The sequence below is a fragment of the Vibrio sp. 1-Bac 57 genome, assembly GCF_037546855.1.
In the GTDB taxonomy this organism is placed as follows: domain Bacteria; phylum Pseudomonadota; class Gammaproteobacteria; order Enterobacterales; family Psychromonadaceae; genus Psychromonas.
In genome coordinates this window covers 13,580-39,282 of sequence record NZ_JALAAC010000014.1, presented here as the reverse complement: position 1 = coordinate 39,282, position 25,703 = coordinate 13,580, and the positions used below count along the sequence as shown (strand labels likewise).

At 38.5% G+C, this 25,703-nt stretch carries 17 protein-coding genes; 3 read left to right on the top strand and 14 right to left on the bottom strand.

What is annotated here, in order from left to right; all coding sequences use genetic code 11:
• Nucleotides 1-14: 14 nt before the first annotated feature.
• From MT391_RS10760 to gyrA, 11 genes are all read right to left on the bottom strand, one after another.
• Nucleotides 15-893: a carbon-nitrogen hydrolase family protein gene (locus MT391_RS10760; RefSeq protein ID WP_499497983.1), complete on the bottom strand. Its 879-nt coding sequence runs from the start codon at nucleotides 891-893 to the stop codon at nucleotides 15-17.
• 338 nt (nucleotides 894-1,231) lie between these two features.
• The gene (locus tag MT391_RS10755) at nucleotides 1,232-5,320 is read right to left on the bottom strand and encodes a YhdP family protein (protein ID WP_499497981.1); all 4,089 of its coding nucleotides are present in this window, start codon (nucleotides 5,318-5,320) and stop codon (nucleotides 1,232-1,234) included.
• 95 nt (nucleotides 5,321-5,415) lie between these two features.
• A complete protein-coding gene (rng, locus tag MT391_RS10750; RefSeq protein WP_166369710.1) occupies nucleotides 5,416-6,888 on the bottom strand; it encodes a ribonuclease G in 1,473 nt (490 codons plus the stop codon).
• A gap of 4 nt (nucleotides 6,889-6,892) precedes the next feature.
• Entirely contained in the window at nucleotides 6,893-7,453 is a 561-nt protein-coding gene (locus MT391_RS10745; RefSeq protein ID WP_499441479.1) for a Maf family protein, read from the bottom strand.
• Between the two features lie 2 nt (nucleotides 7,454-7,455).
• A complete protein-coding gene (mreD, locus tag MT391_RS10740; RefSeq protein ID WP_499497980.1) occupies nucleotides 7,456-7,938 on the bottom strand; it encodes a rod shape-determining protein MreD in 483 nt (160 codons plus the stop codon).
• On the bottom strand, nucleotides 7,922-8,803 hold the full coding sequence (gene mreC, locus MT391_RS10735; protein WP_166369704.1) for a rod shape-determining protein MreC: 882 nt from the start codon (nucleotides 8,801-8,803) through the stop codon (nucleotides 7,922-7,924). Before mreC ends, mreD begins: the two co-directional genes overlap by 17 nt.
• A gap of 49 nt (nucleotides 8,804-8,852) precedes the next feature.
• Nucleotides 8,853-9,890, bottom strand: coding sequence for a rod shape-determining protein (locus MT391_RS10730; protein WP_166369702.1), 1,038 nt, complete (start codon nucleotides 9,888-9,890; stop codon nucleotides 8,853-8,855).
• A gap of 598 nt (nucleotides 9,891-10,488) precedes the next feature.
• The gene (gene aroA, locus MT391_RS10725; RefSeq protein WP_499497978.1) at nucleotides 10,489-11,781 is read right to left on the bottom strand and encodes a 3-phosphoshikimate 1-carboxyvinyltransferase; all 1,293 of its coding nucleotides are present in this window, start codon (nucleotides 11,779-11,781) and stop codon (nucleotides 10,489-10,491) included.
• Nucleotides 11,782-11,794: 13 nt separating this feature from the next.
• A complete protein-coding gene (gene hisC / locus MT391_RS10720; protein ID WP_499497976.1) occupies nucleotides 11,795-12,916 on the bottom strand; it encodes a histidinol-phosphate transaminase in 1,122 nt (373 codons plus the stop codon).
• A gap of 175 nt (nucleotides 12,917-13,091) precedes the next feature.
• Nucleotides 13,092-14,180 (bottom strand): 3-phosphoserine/phosphohydroxythreonine transaminase, encoded by a 1,089-nt coding sequence (serC, locus tag MT391_RS10715; protein WP_499497974.1) that lies wholly within the window; start codon nucleotides 14,178-14,180, stop codon nucleotides 13,092-13,094.
• 77 nt (nucleotides 14,181-14,257) lie between these two features.
• Nucleotides 14,258-16,993: a DNA topoisomerase (ATP-hydrolyzing) subunit A gene (gene gyrA / locus MT391_RS10710; protein ID WP_499497972.1), complete on the bottom strand. Its 2,736-nt coding sequence runs from the start codon at nucleotides 16,991-16,993 to the stop codon at nucleotides 14,258-14,260.
• A 476-nt stretch (nucleotides 16,994-17,469) separates the two neighbouring features.
• Between gyrA and ubiG the strand changes: the two genes are divergently transcribed.
• Nucleotides 17,470-18,174, top strand: a complete 705-nt coding sequence (gene ubiG / locus MT391_RS10705; RefSeq protein WP_499498042.1) for a bifunctional 2-polyprenyl-6-hydroxyphenol methylase/3-demethylubiquinol 3-O-methyltransferase UbiG — start codon at nucleotides 17,470-17,472, stop codon at nucleotides 18,172-18,174.
• A gap of 360 nt (nucleotides 18,175-18,534) precedes the next feature.
• On the opposite strand, the gene MT391_RS10700 is transcribed toward ubiG, so the two are convergent.
• Nucleotides 18,535-21,252 (bottom strand): TrlF family AAA-like ATPase, encoded by a 2,718-nt coding sequence (locus MT391_RS10700; RefSeq protein ID WP_499497971.1) that lies wholly within the window; start codon nucleotides 21,250-21,252, stop codon nucleotides 18,535-18,537.
• Between the two features lie 1,069 nt (nucleotides 21,253-22,321).
• Between MT391_RS10700 and MT391_RS10695 the strand changes: the two genes are divergently transcribed.
• Together MT391_RS10695 and MT391_RS10690 are read left to right on the top strand one after the other, a co-directional pair.
• A complete protein-coding gene (locus MT391_RS10695; RefSeq protein WP_499497969.1) occupies nucleotides 22,322-23,155 on the top strand; it encodes an enoyl-CoA hydratase/isomerase family protein in 834 nt (277 codons plus the stop codon).
• 366 nt (nucleotides 23,156-23,521) lie between these two features.
• Nucleotides 23,522-23,674 carry a hypothetical protein gene (locus tag MT391_RS10690; protein ID WP_499497968.1) on the top strand — a complete coding sequence of 51 codons (153 nt, stop codon included), beginning with the start codon at nucleotides 23,522-23,524 and terminating at the stop codon, nucleotides 23,672-23,674.
• On the opposite strand, the gene MT391_RS10685 is transcribed toward MT391_RS10690, so the two are convergent.
• Nucleotides 23,663-24,274: a Fic/DOC family protein gene (locus tag MT391_RS10685; protein WP_499497967.1), complete on the bottom strand. Its 612-nt coding sequence runs from the start codon at nucleotides 24,272-24,274 to the stop codon at nucleotides 23,663-23,665. The two genes, MT391_RS10690 and MT391_RS10685, sit on opposite strands and share 12 nt — an antisense overlap.
• A gap of 277 nt (nucleotides 24,275-24,551) precedes the next feature.
• The gene (locus MT391_RS10680) at nucleotides 24,552-25,580 is read right to left on the bottom strand and encodes a methionine synthase (protein ID WP_499497966.1); all 1,029 of its coding nucleotides are present in this window, start codon (nucleotides 25,578-25,580) and stop codon (nucleotides 24,552-24,554) included.
• Between the last annotated feature and the right edge of the window lie 123 nt (nucleotides 25,581-25,703).

The window sequence follows — 25,703 nt, the reverse complement described above, 5'->3', positions numbered from 1 at the left end:
GATCCTTATTTCTATTAAAGTTTTTGTGTACAGCTAAATTTATTATGTTGCTGTACAGGCATTATTTTTCTTATATCGAGTAATTTTTCTTGATCAAAATTGGCATAGATAACACCCTTACCAGTGGTCAGCTGAGTCATTATTTTTCCCCACGCATCTATGATCATGGAATGCCCAAAAGTATAACGCGGCTCGAAGTGAGCATGATTAAGAAAATGCTCCCCACCTTGATTAGCAGCAATAAAGTAACACTGGGTTTCAATGGCTCTAGCCTGTAATAAGGCTTGCCAATGTGCTTCACCCGTTACCTTAGTAAAAGCGGCTGGCAATAAGATAATATCAGCCTCAAGCTCTCTAAGTTGCTGGAACAATCCTGGAAAACGTAAATCATAACAGATAGCGAGGCCAACTTTCGCAAAACCGCAATCAATGACCTTAATTTCTTTTCCTGCGATAAAGGTATCAGACTCTCGATATGCCCCCTGAGTGTCTGCCACATCGGCATCGAACAAGTGTATCTTATTGTAATGTGCGATCAATTCACCCTGCGGCGAAAAAACCAAACTACTTGTATATATTTTTTCTGATTGTTCACTTTGAATCGGAAAACTACCACAGACTAAGGTACAGTGATACTGAATAGCCAATTCACTTAATCGGCTTTGAATAGGCCCAGCACCTAACACTTCAGCGACACTTAAATAATGCTTTCTACTGGAAAAACTAAGTGCATTTTCTGGTAATAACACCAATCGATTTACCACTTCTTCTGATTCAGGTAGTGCCTGTAATTGCTCAATAATCTGTTGAAAATTATCTTCAATACAATCATTGCTTACTACTTGAATGGCAACCAGTTGACATGTTGCAGTGTGACTATTTTTAGTGCTCATTTAACATGACCTCATTTTCAGGTGATAATTTGTAACGATAGTTTAGTGTGAAAGTTTATAGTGACATTTTATAGTAGTAGCCTACAGCAAAATACGTCAAAAAATGACAGCCGTAAACAAGTAGTGAAAAGCAAGTAGTTAACAGCAAAGGATTAACATTGTGTCTATTGACCCACTGCAAAATTTTCCTCTGTCCTGAAATTTGTACTCCTCATAAAATTTTTACTTATGCGGTGCGTTAACAATGCGCTTCAAAGTATTAGCACTTAACTCTTGGTACTTACTATTTAACACTTAACACCTGTCACTTAGTACTTAACTCTTAGCGTCGAACACATCTATTTTTTGACGTCACTTACGGCAGCGCTGTTTTTAACCTTACCATTACTATTGCCAACAACACTATCTTCAATCTCTTCTAACACTTCGCTATTTTGCAGTTTAACCACGCCTCTTTGTCTGTCTTCTATTTTAACGTCTGGATCCTCTAACGCACCTTTAACAGAAAAGTCGACACGAATAATACTATCCACAACCGGTTCAAGTATTTTGGTCATCATTAATACCGCAGCGCCAGTTAATGGGTTAATAGCAAAGGCAGCCAACACCGGTAAGCTAGAGGTCACAGCGGGACTATAACTAAAACGATAGTTAACATTGAGGTTGGGTAAGTCAATTAAACCTTCGCCTGATATTTTCCCCGCCGAACCATTTAAAAAATAATCATCATTTTTCAAAATACCATTACTAATATTGGCGGAAAGCGACATATCGTCAAAACCTAGTCCTTTAGAAAAAATATTACCAAACTCTAGGTTCAAACTACGGCGAATACCATCAAGGCTTAAGAAGCTTAAGAGGCGAGCACCTTTATCATCAACTTCAGTGATTTGGCCATTCTCAGCTTTCACTGAAAGCTCACCGTTCAACGAATCTAAGTTAAACTTCCAAGGTGCACCAATCCAATTTAACGCACCATTTAGCGCCGCTTGTTCATAAACCATTGGGCTGCTATAGCCTAAACGATGAACAATACTGTTATCGCTGTTACCTTTGCTATCCACAATAATATTTGTACGGCGCTGGTCCCAAACACCTGAAATATTGGTTGCCTGACCTTCTTTTCCTATCTTTAAGTAATCAATATTAAAGCTTGTTTTACTCGGGTACACATGTGCTTTAAGCGGTGACAATTGCATTTTTTCAAGGTTACATTGCACACATTCTAAAAATACTTCTGGATAGTCTTTTCGTAAGTTATCACTGATCTTAGGTAATGATGTCGTTTCCGGTTGTGCCAATAATTGTTGTAAGCCGTCAATATCAAACAACTTAAAATCCATTTTTTTAATATTAATATCATAACGTTCAGGTACGCCCTGTCGATATTCTATATTGCCCTGTAAATTATCGGCATTAAGTTTAACCGCCCAAAAATCATTGTTATAACTGGCTTTTGCATCAAGGTTAACTAAAGGTTGTTGAAATAACTCCGCGTGTCTAATATCCACATAAACGTCATTAATTTTAAATATTGATGGTTCCTTTGACATTGCTTGCTTATCAGCTGTTTCGCTTTTATTGCTAGCAAACCAATTATTCACCACCTCGGCCCAAGGTGTTAAGTTAATATTGTCACCGCTAATACGAACAATATTTTTACTCTTATCAACGTCAATCGATTGTCCAGTGCCAAGTCCTAGATAAAGGTATTTAAGCACTGGTACTCTTTCATCATTAGAATTCAGCGGGTGTAATATTTCCCCTTCGGATTTCAACTTATTATTAATCCGAGCATCCCATTGTGTCGCACGTTGATTACCGCTGATCTTAATAGAGGTCGGCCATGCTTGTAATGAATTTTTATTAAATGGTGCGGGTAACCCGACCTTAACTCCTTGTAATTGAGACGATAAGTTCACGGCAAATTGATAGCTGTTATTTGGACGTTGAGTAAAATCGAGTTGCCCCTGCCAATCTAAATTACCAATAGACTGCAGCGGTGCTAACTGTTTTTCATAGCGACTTAACTTCGCGACATCCCAAAGCCCAGAAAGGTTGGCAGTGAGTTGGTATTGTTCCACTGATTCTTTACTGGAAAAGGATAAATTAACCGGTTGCTCAAATAAAGTAGCGGTCAGGCCATTGGCCGTTAAGTCACCATTAATGAAACTAAACTGACCTTTTACTTGTTTAAATGGCAGGATCACATCGCTGGTTAATTCAATATCAATATCATTATCGTTTAAATCCAGCTTACCTTTAGCAACGGTTTCTTTAGCCGTGGAATCCAATGGAATTTCTAAGGTTAAAGCACCTGTCACTTGGCCAGCAAGACGGATCATTTGCACCACCTTACCAACACTGTTTTGCAGTGGAGAAGCGATCAGGTAATCAGCAATTGATGTAGACTCTTCTGCGACTTTAGCATCGATAGTCAATATCCCATCGGCTCTTAAATGATCAATTACAGCCGATAATGAATCGACTTGCATATCGCCTAATTTCGCTTTATCACTACTCATTGATAATGAGTCATTTTCAAATAATAGGTCTAAATCTAAATCACTTAACCCTTCCCAACCTGGATAGAAGTCATATTGACCATTTTTAACGGGTACTGATGCTTGAAAAACACCTTGGTTATTTTGGTAAGGGTAATCCGATAACGCACCATGCCATACAATTTTGGCGCCAGAAACAGAGCCTTTTTTAAGGGTCGGTTGTAAATAATTAAAAACATCTTTACCCATAGCTAACATCGGCAGGTAGTATTGTGCTTTTTCTACATCACTTAAAGAGGCATAAGTATACAAGCTCAAAAATGGGCTACTCGTCTTGCTATCGTTTGGAAAAAACAGTGTAAATTGACTGCTGCTATCAAGTTCATCGGTCACTAATATACTTTTATCACTGACCAGTTTGAATCCATCTTGTTGGTTCCCCCAACGCAGTTCAAATTGCCCTTTTTGCAATGGCATACTACGACTAAACTGCTTATCAAAAAGGATAGATTGAGGACCAAGTTGAATACTAGCGCGACCAGCTCGTTGATTGCTAACTAATGAAATATTAGCATCACTAATACCAGGAAATGCACCCACCGCTTGATTGTTAAAGGCATCAATATTCGCACTTATTGAATATTCGCCGGATTGATCCACTAATAATCCTACTTTATTTACATCGCCACCCAACTCAAGGGCTAGTATTTGCTCAATATTCGCTTCAGGCAATGTTGAAAATAAAAGAGCAAAGGGCACGATTGAATTAACATTAACGCCTGCTAGGTCAAATTCACCAAATTCATTATCAATACCCGCCCCAGAAAAATTAGCATCATTAAGCGGAATGTAATTGTGGGTAATATTTAAATCGTAACTATCGAATAACCAATGTTTATCTTGATCCGTAAATTGTAATAAACCATCATTAATTTGCCATTCATGAGATTGGTTTAACATCGACCAGGCAATCTCTGAATTACCCCATTGCAACTGCATGCTCTTAGGTCCATTAAAATCAAAGTCACTCCAAACTTCAAAAGAAACAATGGCTTTTTTAAGCTCTGCTAATGGATTTACTTGAGGTTGTAAGTATTCGGTTGCATTTAGGTTTTCAGCCTGTGCGTAAAAACGACCAATCAACTGGTCATTCTCGGCTTCTGCATCACCTGTAATATCAATCACAAACTGTAATGTATTCTCACCCTGTGTATTAGGTAATGATGCTTTACCAACACCTTGATGGCGTTTGTCATCGTTAACCCAACTAAGATCTTGGATTAAAATAGTCTTTTTATTATTTAGATGATCGATAAAATTAATTTGGCTATCGGTGATAGAAAATGAACTCAAGTGCAATAAAAATATATTTTTAAGTGCATCAAGCGTTAACTCTGATTGTGCTTGATCTTCTGCAGATGTAGGTGATGCAGGCTGGCTAGCAATCGTTTGAGATGAAACCGATGCACTAGCGGCAGATTGAGTGGCAATAGCTTGAGAAGTTAATTGCTGAGAATTCGCAGAAACAACTGGGTTCTGCTTTTGTGCTGATTTTAATGATAAATTTGCTCCCTTTAATGAAATATCATTAAAGATAAGCTTTTGCTTAGTTAAGCTGTCAATAAAGTCGAAATGTAAAAATAGATGTTCAATTTTTAACTCAAAGGGTAATACTTGAGTATCAATCAAGGTCACATCTTTTAAGGTTAATACTAAGCCAGAAAAGTCAATGCCTGCCGAGACTTTTTCAGCATTAACATTGATATTCTGCTCCGCTGCCACCCACTCTACTAGCTGCTCTTTATAATCATCAACGCTATTGATAGCAAAGCGTGCAATGGTCAATAACACTGCAATAATAATTAATTTGGCAGCGAGCAGTACCCAGAGTCGCTTTAACCATTTAAAGGTGACATGTTTCAAAAATGATAACCCATTAAACCTACTTTCTCCTACTTCATAGCTACATACTAACGGCACTATAACCGTACTATAGCCTTACTATAGCCGTATAATAACTACATCATAACGACATCAAACTGCTCTGGACCATATAAAGGTTCAGCATGAATTTCTACGCGTTTTTGCATAAACACAATTAATTCGCCAAGGTTATAGGACTCATCGCCCTGTAACGCTTCAGCAACCCCAACAGAGCTATAAACAACAAAACGCTCAGCAGTAAAGGCACGGTCAACACGTAATATTTCACGCAATATTTCATAACAAACGGTTTCTACTGTTTTAACGTAACCACGGCCATTACAAGTACTACATTCGCCACAAAAAATATGCTCTAAACTTTCGTGAGTGCGCTTACGAGTCATCTCAATCAAACCCAGCGGCGAGAAATCATTAATATGTGTTTTCACACGATCTTTAGATAAAGCTTGTTCTAAACTATTAAATACACGGCGTCTATGCTCTAAAAGCTTCATATCAATGAAATCGAGTATAATGATCCCACCTAAATTACGTAATCTTAATTGACGTGCAATTGCTAAGGTTGCTTCAATGTTAGTATTAAAAATGGTCTCTTCAAGGTTACGATGTCCCACAAACGCACCGGTATTGATATCTACCGTAGTCATCGCTTCCGTTTGGTCAATAATTAAATAACCACCAGATTTTAATTCAACCTTTCTATTTAATGCTCGCTGCACTTCATTTTCAACATCAAACAGGTCGAAAATAGGACTTGCACCATCATAATATTCGACTTTTTTGGCTAATTCAGGGACAAACTCCACGCTAAATTTAGAAAGTTGCTTAAAGCTCAACTTTGAATCTATACGAATACGATCAATTTCATTGCCTACAAAATCACGCAGAATACGAAATGCCAATCCAAGATCTTGATATAACATCTTATTTTTAGTTTGAGTACGCTGTTTACGTGTGATCACTTTATTCCACACACGCTGCAGAAAAGCGGCATCATTTCTTAATTCTTCTTCAGGTGCACCTTCAGCAGCGGTGCGAATGATAAAACCACCTAATTCGTTAACACAGGATTGAGTAATCTCTTTAAGACGCTCTCTTTCCTCAGCGCTTTCAATACGCTGTGACACACCGACATGCTGTGTATCGGGCATAAACACTAAATAACGAGAAGGTAACGTAATATCTGTCGTTAAGCGTGCGCCTTTTGTACCGAGTGGATCTTTAACCACTTGCACAATAATATTTTGCCCCGGACGAACTAAGGTCGAAATATCAGCCACTTTGAATTTATCTCTTTCAGGATCTGCAACACATTCAGTACGAGGGTCGATATCTGACGCATGTAAAAAAGCCGCTTTTTCTAAACCGATATCAATGAAAGCCGCTTGCATACCAGGGAGAACACGTGTCACTTTGCCTTTATAAATATTACCTGCAATGCCCTTACTCGCCTGGCGTTCAATATGTAACTCTTGTAAAACTCCCCCTTCAATTAACGCAACACGCGTTTCAGTTGGGGTAATATTCATTAATAATTCAACAGACATGCTGTTATCCTTTAACACTTTTGATCAGTTGAGCTGTTTCGTAGAGGGGAAGCCCTACCACAGCACTATAGCTACCGGAGAGATGAGTCACAAATTGACCCGCAATACCTTGAATACCGTAACCACCCGCTTTATCCTGTGGTTCACCTGTTTCCCAATAGTCCGAAATTTCTTGTTCTGTTAATGCTTTAAATGTGACATCAGTGGTAACTAACTTAACGCGCTGTTGATGTGCAGAAACAACCGCAACCGCAGTTAACACTTGATGAGTATTATCCGACAATAATGTCATCATTTGTCGAGCATGTTGCTTATTTTTTGGCTTCTCCATCACAGTTTCAGCACAAACTACAATAGTATCCGCTCCTAACACCACACCTTGCTGATTATTGTTATCTAAACCCGCTAATGCTTTCTCTAATGCCAACCGTTGCACGTATTCTGAGCTACTTTCATGAGCTTGTTGAACTTCGTCAATACCTGCTGTAATTCGTTCATATTGAATATTAATTTGCGATAATAATTCACCTCTGCGGGGTGAATTCGAGGCAAGGAAGATAGGCATTATTAGCTGACCTTAAAGCGGATACGTAAAAAACGCATAAACAGAAAAAACCATGGCCAAACCAACATGGAAGTAAACACTGACCAAAAATAATGACGGTGTAAAACGATCTCTTGCATACTCGATGCGATCCAATACAAGGCAAGTTTGGACATAAAAATAAACGCACCTAACAGTAACGTTGTTTGTACTAAGGTGAAGTTTCGAAAACGTTGAAAGTTAATACTGGTGATATAGGCGAGTAACGACAGTAGCATGGCATGCATACCAAGGATCGAGCCGAGCAACAGGTCTAAAAATAGACCTAGAATAAAAGCATGTCCTATATTCACTCGGTGCGGTAAAGCGATGATCCAATAACACAGAACTAACACCATCCAATCCGGACGAAACGCATTAAGTATGATCGGTAGCGGAAAAATAGCAGCAACCAAACAAACAAAAAATGTGAAATAAATTATTTTATAACTATTGAACAGGTTCATCGAACATTTCCGGCGAGTCTAAGGTTAAATCTGCACCCGCTAACGGATCATTATTCCACAACAATAATAAATAACGGCTTCTATCTAAGTCCGCCACAGGCGTCGCCGTCACCGTTGCATATAACTCACCTTCTTGATATTCAAAACGGCTAATTTTAGCAACAGGATAACCAGCAGGAAAACGCCCACCTAATCCCGATGTCACCAGCAAGTCACCTTCTTTAATATCGGCATTACTTTGTACAAAAGGCACATTCAACTTATCCCATGCACCACTACCATGTACCACAGCAATTGCATCGTTACGCTGCACGCGTACAGGAATACCATGGCTAGCATCAACAATTAACACAACGCGACTGGTGGTACTACCCACTTGTGACACTTGGCCAACCACACCCTGTTCATTAATCACCGGTTGCCCGAGATAGACACCATTAATGGCCCCTTTATCGATCAATAGTTGATGTGTAAACGGGTCTGAACGTAAGCTCATCACTTCGGTGATCATACGTTTGTTTTTAAATTGTTTTTTAGAGTTCAATAATTCTCGTAATTGCTTGTTTTCACTTTGCAACTGGCCAAGTAACAAACGGTCTGCTTTTAAATGTAAATTATCTTTCTCAAGCTGTTGGTTGCGATCCACTAACGCTTGCCTAGTCATAATATTTTCAGAGAAGGCACTGAACAATTTTTGTGGCGCATCGGCAACATATTGAATAGGAGAAACAATAGAATTGAGGTAAACACGTACGGAGGAGAAAAGATTAAACTGACTATCAGCGATCAGCAAACCTACGCAACAGGCTATTACAATGAATAGCCTTAACGTAAAAGAAGGACCGCGGGTAAAAATTGTTTTCATGGGTATTTCTATTGAATCAGAGCGCAGGATTTAGCCTGCGCTAGAAATATCAATCTCCGTTAAAGACATCGCCGCCATGCGTATCGATCATCTCTAATGCCATACCGCCGCCACGTGCAACACAGGTAAGGGGATCATCAGCAATAATAACGGGAATGCCAGATTCTTCTGACAACAATCGGTCTATTTCACATAACAATGCGCCACCACCTGTTAATACCATACCCTGCTCTGCTATATCAGCAGCCAGTTCCGGTGGTGTTTTCTCTAACGCAACCATCACAGCAGCGACAATGCCACTTAATGGCTCTTGTAATGCTTCTAGGATTTCGTTGCTGTTTAATGTAAAGCTGCGAGGAACGCCTTCAGCAACATTAACACCACGTACTTCAATCTCTTTAATTTCGTCAATTGGGTAAGCAATTGCAATGCTATGTTTGATACGCTCAGCGGTAATTTCACCGATAGTACAACCATAATTACGACGTACATAATTGATGATCGCTTCATCAAACTTATCGCCACCAATACGCACAGAAGCAGAGTAAACAATACCGTTTAATGAGATAACAGCAACTTCCGTCGTACCGCCACCAATATCAACAACCATTGAACCTTTTGCTTCAGACACTGGCATACCAGCACCGATTGCAGCAGCCATTGGCTCATCGATTAAAAACACATCACGCGCACCAGCGCCCATTGCAGATTCACGAATAGCACGGCGTTCAACTTGTGTTGAGCCACAAGGCACACACACTAAAACGCGTGGGCTAGGACGCATCCAGCTGTTGTTATGAACTTGCTTGATGAAATGTTGCAACATTTTTTCAGTAATATAGAAGTCAGCAATTACCCCATCTTTCATAGGACGAATCGCTTGAATATTTCCAGGTGTTTTCCCTAACATTTGCTTTGCAGCACTACCAACAGCAGCAACTCTTTTGCCATTTTTATCCATACGGATTGCAACCACTGAAGGCTCATCCAATACAATACCTTGGTTTTTTACATAAATAAGGGTATTTGCAGTTCCTAAATCGATTGATAAATCGTTAGAGAACATACCACGGAACATTTTAAACATGAAGATTTCCAAAAGAAGCGAATAAAAGTAATTCGCGTACTCTACCAACCCACTAAAAATACAGCAAGAAAAGAAAGCGAAAAGCTTGTTTAAAGAGCGATACAACGCCCTAAAGGGATAGATTTCCCCAATGCCAGTTCGATATTTAAAAGATGTTAACAAAGATATAAAAATAACTGACAAAATGTTGACAATTTAGACATCTGACTTTTAAAAAAGTAATGGCAAAATATTGCGGTAAGTGAGTGCTTAATTGAATAATTAGGGCTGACAACATTAACTATTCGTTTTTACAGCACTAATCATTAGTACTTATAAAATTCATAATAATGTCTGATGAAATTTAAATAGTGTCTAATGAATTTAAAATAGCGCCTGATGAAATTTAAACAGCGTCTAATCAATTTAAAATAGCGCCTGATGAAATTTAAACTGCGTCTCGTGAAATAAACAGGAAAGCTTTAAGTAATGAATACAGAGGTAATAAATACTGAGATAATAAATGCTAAGGCAATAAAAAACCTACCGAAGTAGGTTTTTATTAAGCATTTAAGAACAGTGAATATAAACGCTTTTTTGTTGCATCAAATGAACACAATTAAAAACTAACTGATGCTAATTTTTCAAAGTAATCTGGGAATGTTTTTGAAGTACATTTGGGGTCGTTAATGATTACTGGTGTACCACTTAAAGCAACTAATGAAAAACACATCGCGATACGGTGATCATCGTAGGTATCAATTTCAGCATGTTTGATTTGTGTAGGTGCTGTCACTTCGATAAAGTCATGCCCTTCAACTACTTCTGCGCCCACTTTACGTAGCTCAGTCGCCATCGCGTATAAGCGATCGGTTTCTTTCACACGCCAGTTATAAACATTAGTAATTTTGGTAGTACCTTCAGCAAACAAAGCCGCTACCGCAATGGTCATTGCCGCATCAGGAATATGATTCATATCCATATCAATGGCTTTAAGCTGACCTTTGCTGGCTTTAATGTAATCGTCACCCCATTCAATATTAGCGCCCATTGCTTCTAATGCATCAGCAAATTGAATATCACCTTGAACTGATTTTTTACCAATTCCGGTCACTTTAATACTGCCGCCGCCAATCGCCGCTGCCGCTAAAAAATAAGAAGCCGATGACGCATCACCTTCTACCAAATAGGCGCCCGGTGCTTGGTAAGTTTGTCCGCCTTTGATAACAAAGGTATGGTAATTACCATCAACATTATCTATTTCAACACCAAAGTCTTGCATAATTTGTAGCGTGATTTTGATATAAGGTTTTGATACTAATTCACCCACGATATTAATGGTTGTATCTTCAGAAGCCATCGGTGCAGACATCAAAAACGCCGTTAAAAACTGACTTGAAACGCTACCATCAATAGAAATAGTACCGCCCTTTAGGCCAGTTCCTTTGATTTTTAATGGTGGGTAGTTTTCATTTTTTAAGTAAGTCACGTCTGCGCCAGCTTGCTTTAATGAATCCACTAAAGAGCCAATTGGGCGCTCAAACATACGCGGTTCACCTGTCAAAGTATATTCACCTTGACCTAAACATAATGCCGCACATAATGGGCGCATTGCCGTACCTGCATTACCTAAAAACAGCTCAATATCACCTAACGCTTGAGTATTAAACGCATGTCCTAACCCTTCCACGACACATTGCTTTTTATCTGCTGACAATTGGTAATTTACACCCAACTTGGTTAACGCATTTAACATATGACGAATATCATCACTGTCTAATAAGTTGGTTAACGTGGTTGTACCTTTTGCCAATGCCGCTAACAATAAGGCACGATTCGACAAGCTTTTTGAGCCCGGTAAATTAATCTCACCATCGACTTTCTTAATCGGGTTTAATAATAACTGTTCCATAGTATTCGTTCTCTTATTGCAAATTTAAAACTTTAGTAAGTGCTTGCTTGAAGCGCTGATTTTCCGCTTCTGTACCAATACTGATACGCAAATGGTTAGGCAAACCATAACCGGTAACAGGTCTTACAATCACACCTTGCAGTAATAACTGCTGGTAAACCTCATCACCTGATTGTTGATCATCTTCTCGCGCAACTTTGACCGTTACAAAATTACCCATTGATGGAATATAATCTAAATTATTCGTATCAAAAAAAGCACATAAATCCTGCATACCGGCATTATTTAATGCCACACCTTCAGCTAGATATTGCTCATCTTGCAAAACAGTTTCAGCGGCTTTTAACGCTAGTGCATTACAATTAAAGGGCTGACGAACACGGTTTAAAATATCAGCAATTTCAGGGTGTGAAATACAGTAACCAACACGTAATCCCGCCAAACCATAGGCTTTTGAGAAAGTACGAGAAACGATTAAGTTAGGGAACTCTTTAATCCAAGCAATGGCATTACCGCGACGTGTATTGTCTGCATATTCAAAATAAGCTTCGTCTAATACCACTAATACTCGCGTCGGTACTTTTGCTAAAAAGTCTTTGATTTCTGTTTGCTCTAAAAACGTACCCGTTGGATTATTTGGGTTAGCAATGAAGATAAGCTTGGTTTTATCGGTGATAGCGGCGGCCATCGCACTTAAGTCATGACCATAGTCTTTCGCTTTAACCACGACTGCTGTCGCGCCAATCGCCTGTGTCACTAACGGATAAACCACAAATGCATGCTCTGCAAACATCACTTCGTGACTGCTATCAACAAAAGCACGCGCAATAAGTTCTAACAGATCATTTGAACCATTGCCCAAAGTAATTTGATCGTTATTAACCGAATACTTAGTGGCAAGTGCTTGCTTTAGATAAAAACCATTAGCATCTGGATAACGCGTTAATTCCGCTAACTCTTTTTGTAATGCTAATTTAACTGACTCGCTTAACCCGAGCGGGTTTTCATTTGAGGCAAGCTTTACAATATCAGTAATACCTAATTCACGTTCTAACTCATCGGTTGGTTTACCTGCTTGGTACGGGCGTAATTTTTGTACTCCAACATTGGCCAAGCTTAAAAAATCATTACTCATTCCAGTTCCTTACAATGCTTTATTTTTCTTTGAATCTGCTCTTTATAGGTGTTCTTAAAAGCGATTCTTTAAAGAGTGTGGTGTAACGCATGACTTATAAAAACCATGTAAAAAAAGTGCTAGTTTAATGACTCAAACATAACACTTTAAAAACAGATGATTTTTGGACCTTAACTTAGGCGTATTTCTTCTCGAAAACAGCCATAAAATCAACTAAAGCTTGTACGCCTTCAATCGGCATTGCGTTATAAATGCTAGCGCGCATTCCGCCAACTAATTTATGCCCTTTTAAAGTTAATAGACCCGCAGCTTTAGCTTCACTTAAGAAGGTTTCATTCAAGCTATCGTCAGCTAATGTGAAAGGAATATTCATACGGCTACGAACACTTGCATCAACATTATTAGTATAAAAAGCAGACTTATCAATTGCGTTATAAAGCAACTCTGCTTTAGCAATATTCTTTTGCTCAATAGCCGCTATGCCACCTTCCGCTAATAACCATTTAAACACTAGACCGGCTAGATACCATGAGTAAGTAGGCGGTGTGTTGTACATTGAGTCAAAGTCGCTTTGAATTTGATAATCAAAAATAGACGGGATCGCTTTGCGTGCATGGCCAATTAAATCTTCACGTACAATCACAATCGCCAAACCAGATGGACCAATGTTTTTCTGCGCGCTGGCATAAATAACACCAAATTTTGAAACATCAATGGTGCGCGACAAAATGGTTGAGCTCATATCCGCCACTAACGGCACGACACCCGTTTCAGGCACATCAAATATTTCGATGCCTTCAATGGTTTCATTAGGGCAATAATGCACATAAGCCGCACCGGCATTAACATTCCAATCCGCACTTGGTTTAACTGCAACTTTACCTTGCTCTGTGGTTAGCATGATATCGGTTTCATGAATGCGAGCGTGTTTTTTAGCTTCCGCCACGGCAGATTTAGACCACTGCCCAGTAACGATATAATCAGCGTCTAATTTATCACCCAATAAATTAAGCGGTACAGCAGCGAATTGGCCGCGTCCGCCACCATGACAAAACAGCACTTTATAATTATCAGGAATAGCCATTAATTCACGTAAATCAAGTTCAGATTGTTTTGCCATAGCAACATATTCAGGACTACGGTGACTCACTTCCATCGCCGAAACACCTAAACCTTGCCAATTACAAAACTCGCTTTGCGCCTGTTGCATTACAGCTTCAGGTAACATCGCGGGACCCGCACAAAAGTTATATATTTTTGTCATTGCTAATTCTCTTAAAAAGTTGACTCTTTTAAAACAAAATAAGCGGCTATTGCCGCTTATTAAATTGTAATTAACTGTTATTCAGGTGCGTCTGTTGGTTGCTCTTCGACATTATCTAATGCCTCTGATTCACTTTCTTCTACTTCACCCTCAACTACCGCTGGCTCTTGTATAACTAGTTCGCCATTTTCATCGTAAACAGGTACATCTTTGATTTCTTCAATACGTTGTAATGCAACGATTTTTTCATCTTCAGCTGTACGTATTAATGTCACGCCTTGTGTATTACGACCGACCACAGAAACCTCAGAAACACGTGTACGTACTAACGTACCGCGGTTAGAGATCAACATGATTTCATCGTTATCATCTACTTGTACTGCACCAACCACTTTACCGTTACGCTCACTCACTTTGATTGAGATAACACCTTGTGTTGCACGACTCTTAGATGAGTAATCTTCTAATGGCGTACGTTTACCGTAACCATTTTCTGTTGTTGTTAAGATGTGGCCCGTTGCATTTGGTACGATTAATGAAACGACTTTACCGCCTTCATTTAATTTAATACCACGAACACCCGTTGCCGTACGACCCATTGGACGAACACCTTTGAATTTAATCTCAGGGTTACCCTCTTCATCTAATACAACATTACCTTCTTCATCGGTTACTTCGCTTTCTTCCGCTTCTTTAAAGCGAACTACTTTACCCGCATCCGAGAACAACATAATTTCATTAGTACCATCGGTTAACGCAACACCAATTAATTCATTGTCATCATTTAAGTTAATCGCAATTAAACCACTTGAACGTGGACGACTATAAGCACTTAATGCCGTTTTCTTAACCGTACCGTTAGCCGTTGCCATGAAGACATATTTATCATCTTCATATTCACGTACTGGCAAGATTGCGGTAATACGTTCGCCCTCTTCAAGCGGCAGAATATTCACAATCGGACGACCACGAGCTTGACGAGACGCTAATGGCAATTGGAATGTTTTCAACCAGTACAGACGACCACGCGTAGAGAAACATAAAATCGTATCGTGCGTACTTGCTACTAACAGTTTCTCAATAAAATCTTGATCTTTCATCTTAGTCGCTGCTTTACCTTTACCACCACGACGCTGTGCTTCGTAATCTGATAACGGTTGGTACTTAACGTAGCCTTCGTGAGAAAGTGTTACTACCACATCTTCTTCAACGATCAAATCTTCCATACATAAATCAGATTCAGATTCAGTAATTTCAGTACGGCGTTCATCAGCAAAGTTATCACGTACTTCTTCTAATTCTTCTTCAATCACTTCCATCAAACGAGCAGGACTTTCAAGAATGAATAATAAAGCAGCAATGATTTCTAATAGCTCTTTATACTCGCCTAAAATTTTCTCGTGCTCAAGGCCAGTTAACTTGTGCAGACGTAAATCTAGAATCGCTTGTGCTTGAATTTCAGTCATGAAGTATTGGTTATCACGAATACCAAACTCAATAGCTAAACCATCAGGACGCGCAGCATCAACACCACTTGCTTCAAGCATTGAATCAACAGCACCTAAATCCCAGCCACGAGACTGTAGCGCTAATTTCGCTTCAGCTGGTGTTGGAGATTTACGGATCATTTCAATGATGGCTTCAATGTTAACCAATGAAATCGCTAACCCTTCAAGGATATGTGCACGGTCACGCGCTTTACGTAATTCAAATACCGTACGGCGAGTAACTACTTCACGACGATGCAGAATAAACGCTTCTAACATCTCTTTTAGGTTAAATAATTTTGGCTGACCGTGGTCAAGTGCAACGGCATTAATACCGAATGTCACTTGCATTTGCGTTTGTGCGTAAAGGTTATTTAAAACTACTTCACCCACTTCGCCACGTTTAACTTCAACCACCATGCGCATACCATCTTTATCCGACTCGTCACGTAGTGCGCTGATACCTTCAATTTTTTTATCTTTAACAAATTCAGCAATTTTTTCAATTAAGCGGGCTTTATTAACTTGGTACGGTAGTTCATGAACCACGATCGTTTCACGACCAGTTTTTTCATTAACTTCAATGTCAGCTTTAGCGCGTACTTTAATTTTACCGCGACCCGTATGGTAAGCTTCAACAATACCTTTACGGCCATTGATAATACCAGCCGTTGGGAAGTCAGGGCCTGGGATATGTTCAATCAACTCATTGATAGTAATATCTTCATTCTTGATTAATGCCAAACAAGCGCTAATCACTTCACCTAAGTTATGAGGTGGAATGTTCGTTGCCATACCAACCGCAATACCCGATGAACCATTAATTAATAGGTTCGGAATTTTTGTTGGTAATACTTCAGGAATGAACTCAGTACCATCATAGTTAGGTACGTAATCAACGGTTTCTTTTTCTAAATCGGCTAATAATTCATGCGCTAATTTCTGCATACGGATTTCCGTATAACGCATCGCCGCGGCGCTATCGCCATCAACAGAACCAAAGTTACCTTGACCATCAACTAACATGTAACGTAGAGAGAAGTCTTGCGCCATACGAACGATTGTATCGTATACCGCAGTGTCGCCATGTGGATGGTATTTACCGATTACATCACCAACAACACGTGCTGATTTTTTATAAGGTTTGTTCCAATCATTACGTAGTACATTCATGGCAAACAGAACACGACGGTGAACGGGTTTTAGGCCATCACGTACATCGGGCAATGCACGACCTACGATCACGCTCATTGCGTATTCAAGATAAGAATTTTTTAATTCATCTTCAATATTAATTGGAGAAACGTCAGAGGCAAATTCGCTCATAGAAACTGAAATCCTTAATTTAGTGGAAATAGACTGAATTTAGTAAGAGGCCGATAGTAGCACAAATGCACCTTGGCAGAAGCGTTTTAATGGGCAAAATCGCCTGAGAATCGTTTTATGGCGCAATATGGGGCATTTATTAACTAACTGCTCATTTTTCATGCAGCCTCTTGTGGCATTTTAAGCCCCTTAGAATCGCAAAATAAATTTCCTCTTCGTTATTGTTGTCATGTTATGAGCGTTATTCTCAATTTGGTCATACCTTTTAACGATTCTCACGATACAAGGTTAACCAAGTTAATCTCTCGAAAGTTCAATTTTAAACCTAGCGACTAAGCACAATTTGGTTTGTTGATTTTGCATCTTGAAGTATCATGGGGATAAAAATCGCAACTCAATAGGATGACAATAGCGTGGCTGAAAACACCCCATCACAGAATAACGCAGCACAAACGACCTCATTACAAGATAATGCGCTGGAAGCGAATGTCGATCAGCAAGAAATTGAAAAGTTTTCTGCAATGGCGGAGCAATGGTGGGATTTAGAAGGTGATTTCAAGCCGTTACATATGCTAAACCCAACACGTCTAGAATATATAGAGCAAGGTGTTGATGGGTTATTTGGCAAAAAAGTAGCCGATGTTGGTTGTGGCGGCGGCATTTTAGCAAAGAGCATGGCAATTAAAGGTGCTGACGTAACAGGCATTGATATGGCACATGCCTCATTACAAATTGCCCGTTTACATGCTTTAGAGACTGAAACTAAGGTTGATTATCAAAAAACCACCGCAGAGAATTTTGCGCATGCGCATCCACAGCAGTTTGATCTAGTAACATGCATGGAGATGTTAGAGCATGTGCCCGATCCAGCCTCTGTTATTCAAGCCTGTTGTGATTTAGTCAAACCCGGTGGCACAGTTTATTTTTCGACCATTAATAAAACATGGAAAGCCTATGTAATGATGATTTTAGGCGCAGAGCATGTGTTACGTTGGGTACCTAAAGGTACGCATGAATATGAGAAATTCATTCGCCCTTCTCAGTTGTTAAGTGCGATTGATGCAACCCAGTTACATTGTGATGATTTGTGTGGGGTTGAGTATAGTCCGTTGATGAATGATTTTAAAATCACGCAGAATGTGGATGTGAATTATATGTTGAAGTGTACGAAGTTTGGGTAGCGAGCTACCCTTTTGAGTTCTTACTTTACACTTTCAATATTTAGCTCGTCTGCGCTCGTCCGGTCACTTTGATGTTTATTAGCTTTGTATTTCGCCCTTTCGGCGACTTTACTTTCTCTCTGCCAGCAGAGAAAGTAAGCAAAGAGACTGGCCCCGATCGTTTTTTAATCTGAATAAATAACGGCCTTCTTAACGCACCGCTCAGACTCGACATCCATGTCTCGAACTGAGCTAGCAACGGCATCCCTGCCTTCGCTTGCTAAAGGCAGTGATTGATTCAGAAAAACTTAACGGGGGAATGTTGTAGCCGCGTTGAGTAAGGTTTGAATGTCTCGTGCTTTGTACTTTTCTGGTTTAAAATCAAACTAAAGCTTGTATCCCATATTTCCGCTCACGCTTTTCAAAAGCATAGCTGCCACCTTCTAAAATATTACAAATGCTAGCTTTGGTACCTTGATTGCGGACTACACTGCCATCCTCTAATGCACCAGATTCATAACTTATTACTTCACCTTCGTTAGAAGCTACAATGATCTGTTCTGCATCTGTATTTACTACGAGGTTAGCATTATGAGTAACTATTATAACCTGACGATATTTTTTTATTTTACTAAACAACGGAACCAACTCCCCCATTATAAAGTCATTATCTAGATCATCTTCTGGTTGGTCGAAAACAAATGGGCTACCAAATGGGTCTGTTGCTAGTTTCAAGCAAACATAAAATGTACCTCGTTGACCAACACTTAGCTTATCAACCGTTTTACCTTTGTATTCAAATTCAGCATTAACATAGAGGTAGTTTTTAATGCTGTCAGGTGAGAATAAATAGTTTAGTAGCTCAAACCTTCCACCCTGATTAAAGTATTCCGGTTTCCAGAATAAACCTTCAATAGCTATTTTATTTTGCTGACCTTGAGCATCAACATCACCTTCGCATGCAATTTGTTGGTTACCATTTATCAAATTGAAGAAATCATCAATACCTTTTATCGCAAACATTTCTTCTAAGCGTTTTGCCGTGGTTTGAACTTGTGTAGCTCTAAATTTTCCTCTATTTAAGCAACCTTCAAGCCCTTCATAAAATCTCTTATCATCAAAGATTATATTACCGTTAATACTTATATCAGCAAGCATTGAAGCAACTAGAGCATTTTGTTCGTCATTCCAATGCGCTTTATCGACTTTCAAAGACTGAAATTTATTATCTACTTTTAATTTTTCTGCATTTAAATAGTCACGGTATGTTAACGCTAGATTAGCCCTAGTTTGAACATACTCCTGATATTGCTGTGTCCTTAATTGTATTTCTTGTAATTTTGCATCGGAAGTATCAATAGCCAACTGATATTCAGAAATTTTATCCAATAGTGAAGATATATCTTGATTAATACCTTGCTGCTTAAAAGCTGATACAATAGTCAAATTATTCGTTTGCAACTGAGAAATTTCACCTTTAAATTGTGAAATATTGGCGGTAATTTTTTGTTCTGTTACTTCTGTTATTAACAGCGGAACATGATTCGGTACTAGTAACTTTTGATTAATTCCACCTAAACTTGAATTAATTTCTTGTATTGACCTTACGATAACAGCCTGAACTTCTTCCAACTCATTAATAACCGTTTGCTTTTCGTTTGCTAACTTCAAATTATTTTGATATTGCTCTATATGCAGCTGGTTTTGTGGATTAGTAATAGTTGCCATTAACTTAGTGAACTTTGCTTTAATGGCATTTTGGTGCTCTGGTGTGTTCAACCTATTACCGTCAACATCAGATAATTCCCAATACTGCACAAAGCTTCTATATTTACCGATATTTTCAGTAATGGCATTAGTGGTCACAGTATTAAAGTTAACACCGAGAATTCCTAACATTCGTTTGATTTCATCACTTAACTTACTTGGTTCTTGGCTAAAGTTCTGAATATCTCCCTGAGATACATGCAAGTATGAGTAGGTATCATCTTGTGAATTAAAAACCAGTTCAGTACCGTCCCCCTGATCAAAAGTAATTTTCAAGCTATTAACATCAACGCTTCGAGCATTATTGAATACTGCTTGATGATTAAACATTGAGTGCATTGAATCTAGAAACAAGCTTTTTCCGGTACCACGCCCTCCAATAATAGCGACCATATTAGGGTTTAATAGAATAGTTTGCGGTTGGAATTTAATTGCTTGACCAGTAAAAATTTCACCGTCTAACTGAATAGATGTAAATTTAGGTTTAATAAACGTTTTTTCAATAAAGTCATCAGTTTGTTGAACTCTTGCCTCTGGTTCAATTAATGCCTGTCTTAGCCCTTCAAATGTTGGCTTTGCCTTTACCCATGTATAATTTTCACCGACGGAAAATTTTCCATTTTGTGGATCGCTGGTAAAACCATGTGCATCTGAGCAACAAAAAACAGGTTTGGGTACTGCGCCTTCATACCTTGCTAAATAGTGTAAAAAGAAACCTCTATCTTCTTTTCTACCTAATAACAATTGTCCTTTTTTCTCTATTTCTATTGCCACTTTAAGAGACCTATTTTCCGCAACATCAGGTCTAAAGCCTCCATAACCATTTGGGCAAACAGCGATCAAATAATCCACACCAAATCGAAAGCTTTTTTTCATGTGTTCAATGAGTTTATCAAAGTCAACAATTACATCGGAAGGTTGTATACCATTTTGAACGAATGAGCTATTGCAGCAGTAAATTGCTTTTTGAAAACCGCCTGTATTGGCAATTTCAAATCGTGCTAAAGCTTCATTAATTTGAGCAGTGGTGACATGCTCGGCAAAAATACAGTGGACATTTATCCATTCACCATCTTTATTCGGTTGGGTAATCCTAAATTCAACATTACCTAACACCGTAATTTCCGCAGATCTTTTGGCTACTTCATTTCGAATAATTTCAAGTTCATTTTCAGCAAAATAGAAATAATTAGTCACACCAACGAGTGATATTTGATTGGCAATTAATACATCAACATAATTTTCAATTGTTGCGCCATTAAATTGATTATTTTGATGTGTAAGAGGTGAGTGGACATGTAAATCCCACTTGTTCCATATAGATCCAATCATTAATATTTCCTTTATTGATGCAACTTCAGAAGTGAATTAATATTTTGGATTTAACTTATCACATTAACCCACTTAGAAATAAAAAAAACCACAAAAAATACTGAATATTACGCAGAAATTCGAGGGTCACCCATTAGGAATAATAAAGCTGGACCCATTAGTTGAATCAATAAAAATCAATCAGTTACAATAAAACCTTAGTCAATGTAATTACGTCCACTCCTCCCGTTGAAAACAAAGTGCTGGATACCCACTCATTGAATTAATAAAAATCAAATAGTTACGATAAAACCTTGCTCAATGTGGTTGCGACTTCCCCACCGTTGAACTTTCCCAAATCATTTATTGCTTTTAGCAAATGCCAAACAGGATGTTTGGCTTAGGCTCGTTCTGGCCATGGATGGCCAGCAAGAGCCGGTGCGTTATAAAAGCAATGAATGATTTGGATCAGAAAGTGATTCGGTGGTCAGTTTCTTTGCCAACTTTCTTTTCTGATAAAAGAAAGTTTGGTCGCCGACAGGGCGAAAACAAAGCTAATAAATACAAAACTGCCCCGACGAGCACAGACGAGGAAAAACAAAGTGCTGGAAAAAACAAAACACTGGGCACCCACACATTTAAATAATTAATATCAGATGGTTACAATAAGATTTAACTCAATTTAATTTTCGGCTCTTTTTTTCATTTAATTTTCGGCTCTTTTTTTCATTTAATAACTTGGTTTATCTACTTTTTCATTTTTACCTAAAAAGGTAATCAATAGTGCGATCAAAAAGGAAACAAATTTTCAACTAAGATAGCTCACTCGAAAACGCCTCCAACACACCTCAAAAATCTAAGCAAGCACATATCATTGTGGGTAAAATAGCCCATTGTTATTGGGTTGTTTCTCCTTACCCCTTACTTTATTTTTCGCCTATCATTCATCATCAATAATGTTAGCAATCAACAATGCTCAATATTAAAAACATGAAAAGCATCGATTATTAAACGTTGCACTGAGTGTAGTGTCCCGTAGCCACTGAAATAGAAAGAAAGATAAATTTTATTAAATATCAAAGGGAAAGTGATGAAAAAGCTATTGATTATATTACTATTTACAATGAGTTCAGCCGTTACTGCCCAAGTAGCCGAAACTACATTTGAAAATATTGAAGTAACTAAACAACACAATGTTTTATTACTGAGTATCAACGTACCTCCCCGTAATACAGTTTCAAAAGCCGTACTAACGGAGATCAATGCAGCCCTTAATTTAGCTGAAAATGATGAAAATATTGGCGCGGTTGTTATTACAGGAACAAATAAAGTTTTCTCCGCTGGAGCGGGTGGTGAAAGCCTCAAAGGTGTAGATAAAGGTGAGATAACGCATGCAGCCATTGCACATAAAGTTTATAACCGCATTGAGAGCTTTCCAAAGCCAGTGATCGCCGCAATTTCAGGTATAAGTGCAGGCGGTGGTAATGAGCTTGCTATGTCTTGCGATATTCGAATCGCAGGTAAAAGTGCTCAGTTCCGCCAACACGAACTCCAAGCGGGATTGATTCCTGGTTTTGGTGGAATGCAAAGGCTTCCGCGCTTAGTTGGGCAAAGTCGCGCTATGGAAATAATGCTAACAGGTCGCTATGTCGGAGCTGTTGAAGCACTCTCTATTGGCTTAGTTACAACAGTGGTTCCTGATTCTGAGGTGGTTTTAAAAGCGGTTAGTTTAGCCCAGCAATTAAATGACAACCTAGATAAGAAAGCCCTTGCACAGTTTAAAAAACGTATGGCGCTTTCTTCTAGCGAGACGTTTAAAGAGGCACTTATCAATGATCAACTTACCTTTGATCAACTTGCAACTTCCCCCGATATACATGCAGCTATTGCAACGTTTATAGAAAAGCAAAAAAATGGAAAGTAAGATTGCATTAGACTGAACGGGAAATACGAAGTGCTGCACCCAAACATTGAAATTAACAACATCAATGAGTTAATGAAAAAATCGTGCTCAGTTTGGCTATATCCATTCCCTCCGTTGAGTTTTTCTATATCAATGATTGCCTTTAGCAGGCTGAAGCAATAACGTTATTTGAGCCAACCTGAATAGAGGAGTTTGTTACATCTGCTTTAATGAATAATGATTCGATCACTAGCTATAAAAATGATTATCGATTACTCACGTAATCTTAGATAAATAAGAAATGATTTAAACGGGTAAAAAGATTGATGCTAATTGCGTGTTAATGACAATTTAATTATAATCAAAGAGAATTTTACAGGAGGTTGTATGAATACAACTAGAAAATTAGTTACAAAAAAAATGATTTATAGATCAGTAGCAAGTTCAACGGCTTTAGAAACTGGTGAATCAATTATAGAAATTGAAAAAAAGCTGAAAAAACAACAAGCTAAATACAGTAAGTATACATTAGCCTTTTAGAATACCACGAACTAATCTTTCCATGTGTTGGTAATTTCCTGCATATCCTGCTTGTATAGATTTAACATAAAAATCTTTGTTTTCATCCCATAGACTATAATCAAGCAGACCTATACCCGCAACATCACACATATAGTCCATTAATAGCCTGCTAATTCTACCGTTACCTTCTCTAAATGGATGTAATAATATGAAATCAACATGACTTTCCGATAAAAACCTCACTAAATCATCGTAATCAAAATGTTTGATTTTATGCAAATTTGACAAGTATTTAGTTTCGAAAACAGCAATATCAGCTTCAATTTGAAGAGGCAGTGTAAACTCAAAGTCCCCTTTCCACATTCTGTAATACCTAAGCTTTCCAGCCCATTCATAAACATTTCCTAACCATTGTCGATGCCAGTTGAGGATGTTCATAAATGTTAAGTGAGACGGAACAATTGAAGCAAACTCTTTTTCATAAAGCTTAAGCAACAAAAAAGTTTCAATGTTATTGATTTCTTCTTCGTCGGTAATGCAATGCTTATTTAATAAAACCTTTTCATTAGAGTTTGGTTGGTAACCTAAAATTTTATCATCTAACTCATATTTCGACATTTAATTTAAAAGTCTCTTGCACAATTAATAACACTATAAGTTAATAGTTATATTAAGCAACATAGTAAATTACACATAAAAGAAAAGTGTTGGCCCCATACAATGAAACTAGGGATATCAAAGAGTGATGGGAAATGTCGATACTCAATGCGGCGACAACTCTCCACCGTTAAACCTTTTCCAATCAACCAATTCATTTTAGTAAAGCCAAACAGAACGTTTGGCTTAGTTGAGGCTAGCGTATGGATGCACGTCCAAAACGTTACCGCTTAAAAAGTTAGACAGAAAGCTCTTTTCGAACAATGGCAGCACCCGCGCTGAGGGCTTTTAACTTGCCTCTTGCTACTTCACGCGATAACGGTGCCATGCCACAGTTAGTACAAGGATAAAGTTTATCTGCATCAACATACTTAAGAGCTTCTCGTAACGTGGCCGCCACTTCTTCTGGCGTTTCGATCGTATTGCTTGCTACATCAATAGCACCTACCATTACTTTTTTACCGCGAATAAGCTCAAGTAGATCCATCGGCACATGAGAGTTATGACATTCTAACGAGATAATATCGATATTGGATGCTTGTAACTTAGGAAAAGCTTGCTCATATTGACGCCACTCGTTACCTAAGGTTTTTTTCCAATCGGTATTGGCTTTAATGCCATAGCCGTAACAAATATGGACAGCGGTTTCACACTTAAGCCCTTCAATCGCTCTTTCTAAGCAAGCAATGCCCCACTCATTAACATCATCAAAAAACACATTAAAAGCTGGCTCATCAAATTGAATAATATCAACGCCAGCGGCCTCTAACTCTTTGGCCTCTTGATTAAGAATGATCGCAAATTCCCAAGCGAGTTTCTCACGGCTTTTATAATGATCGTCATACAGCGTATCGATCATAGTCATTGGACCTGGCAGCGCCCATTTTATTGGCTGATCAGTTTGTTGACGTAAAAACTTAGCATCTTCAACAAACACTGGTTTTTGTCGACTCACAGGGCCAACTACCGTGGGTACACTTGCATCATAACGATCACGAATTTTAACGATTTTACGGTTTTCGAAATCAACGCCATTAAGGTGCTCAATAAAAGTGGTCACAAAGTGTTGACGGGTTTGTTCACCATCGCTGACTATATCTATGCCTGCTTGTTGTTGCTCGTGTAATGACACACATAACGCGTCTTTTTTACCATCTACTAATGCTTGATCCTGTAGTTTCCATGGAGACCATAATGTTTCAGATTCTGCAAGCCAAGAGGGTTTAGGCAAGCTGCCTGCGGTAGACGTTGGTAATAATTTTTTCATAATCAATATTTTTCCTATATTCGGTATTTAGCGCTTTTATTACTTAGCTTTTTATTATTTAACTTTTGTTGCTTAGTTTTTATTATTTAGCTTTGGCTATTTAGCTTTGGTTATTTAGCTTTG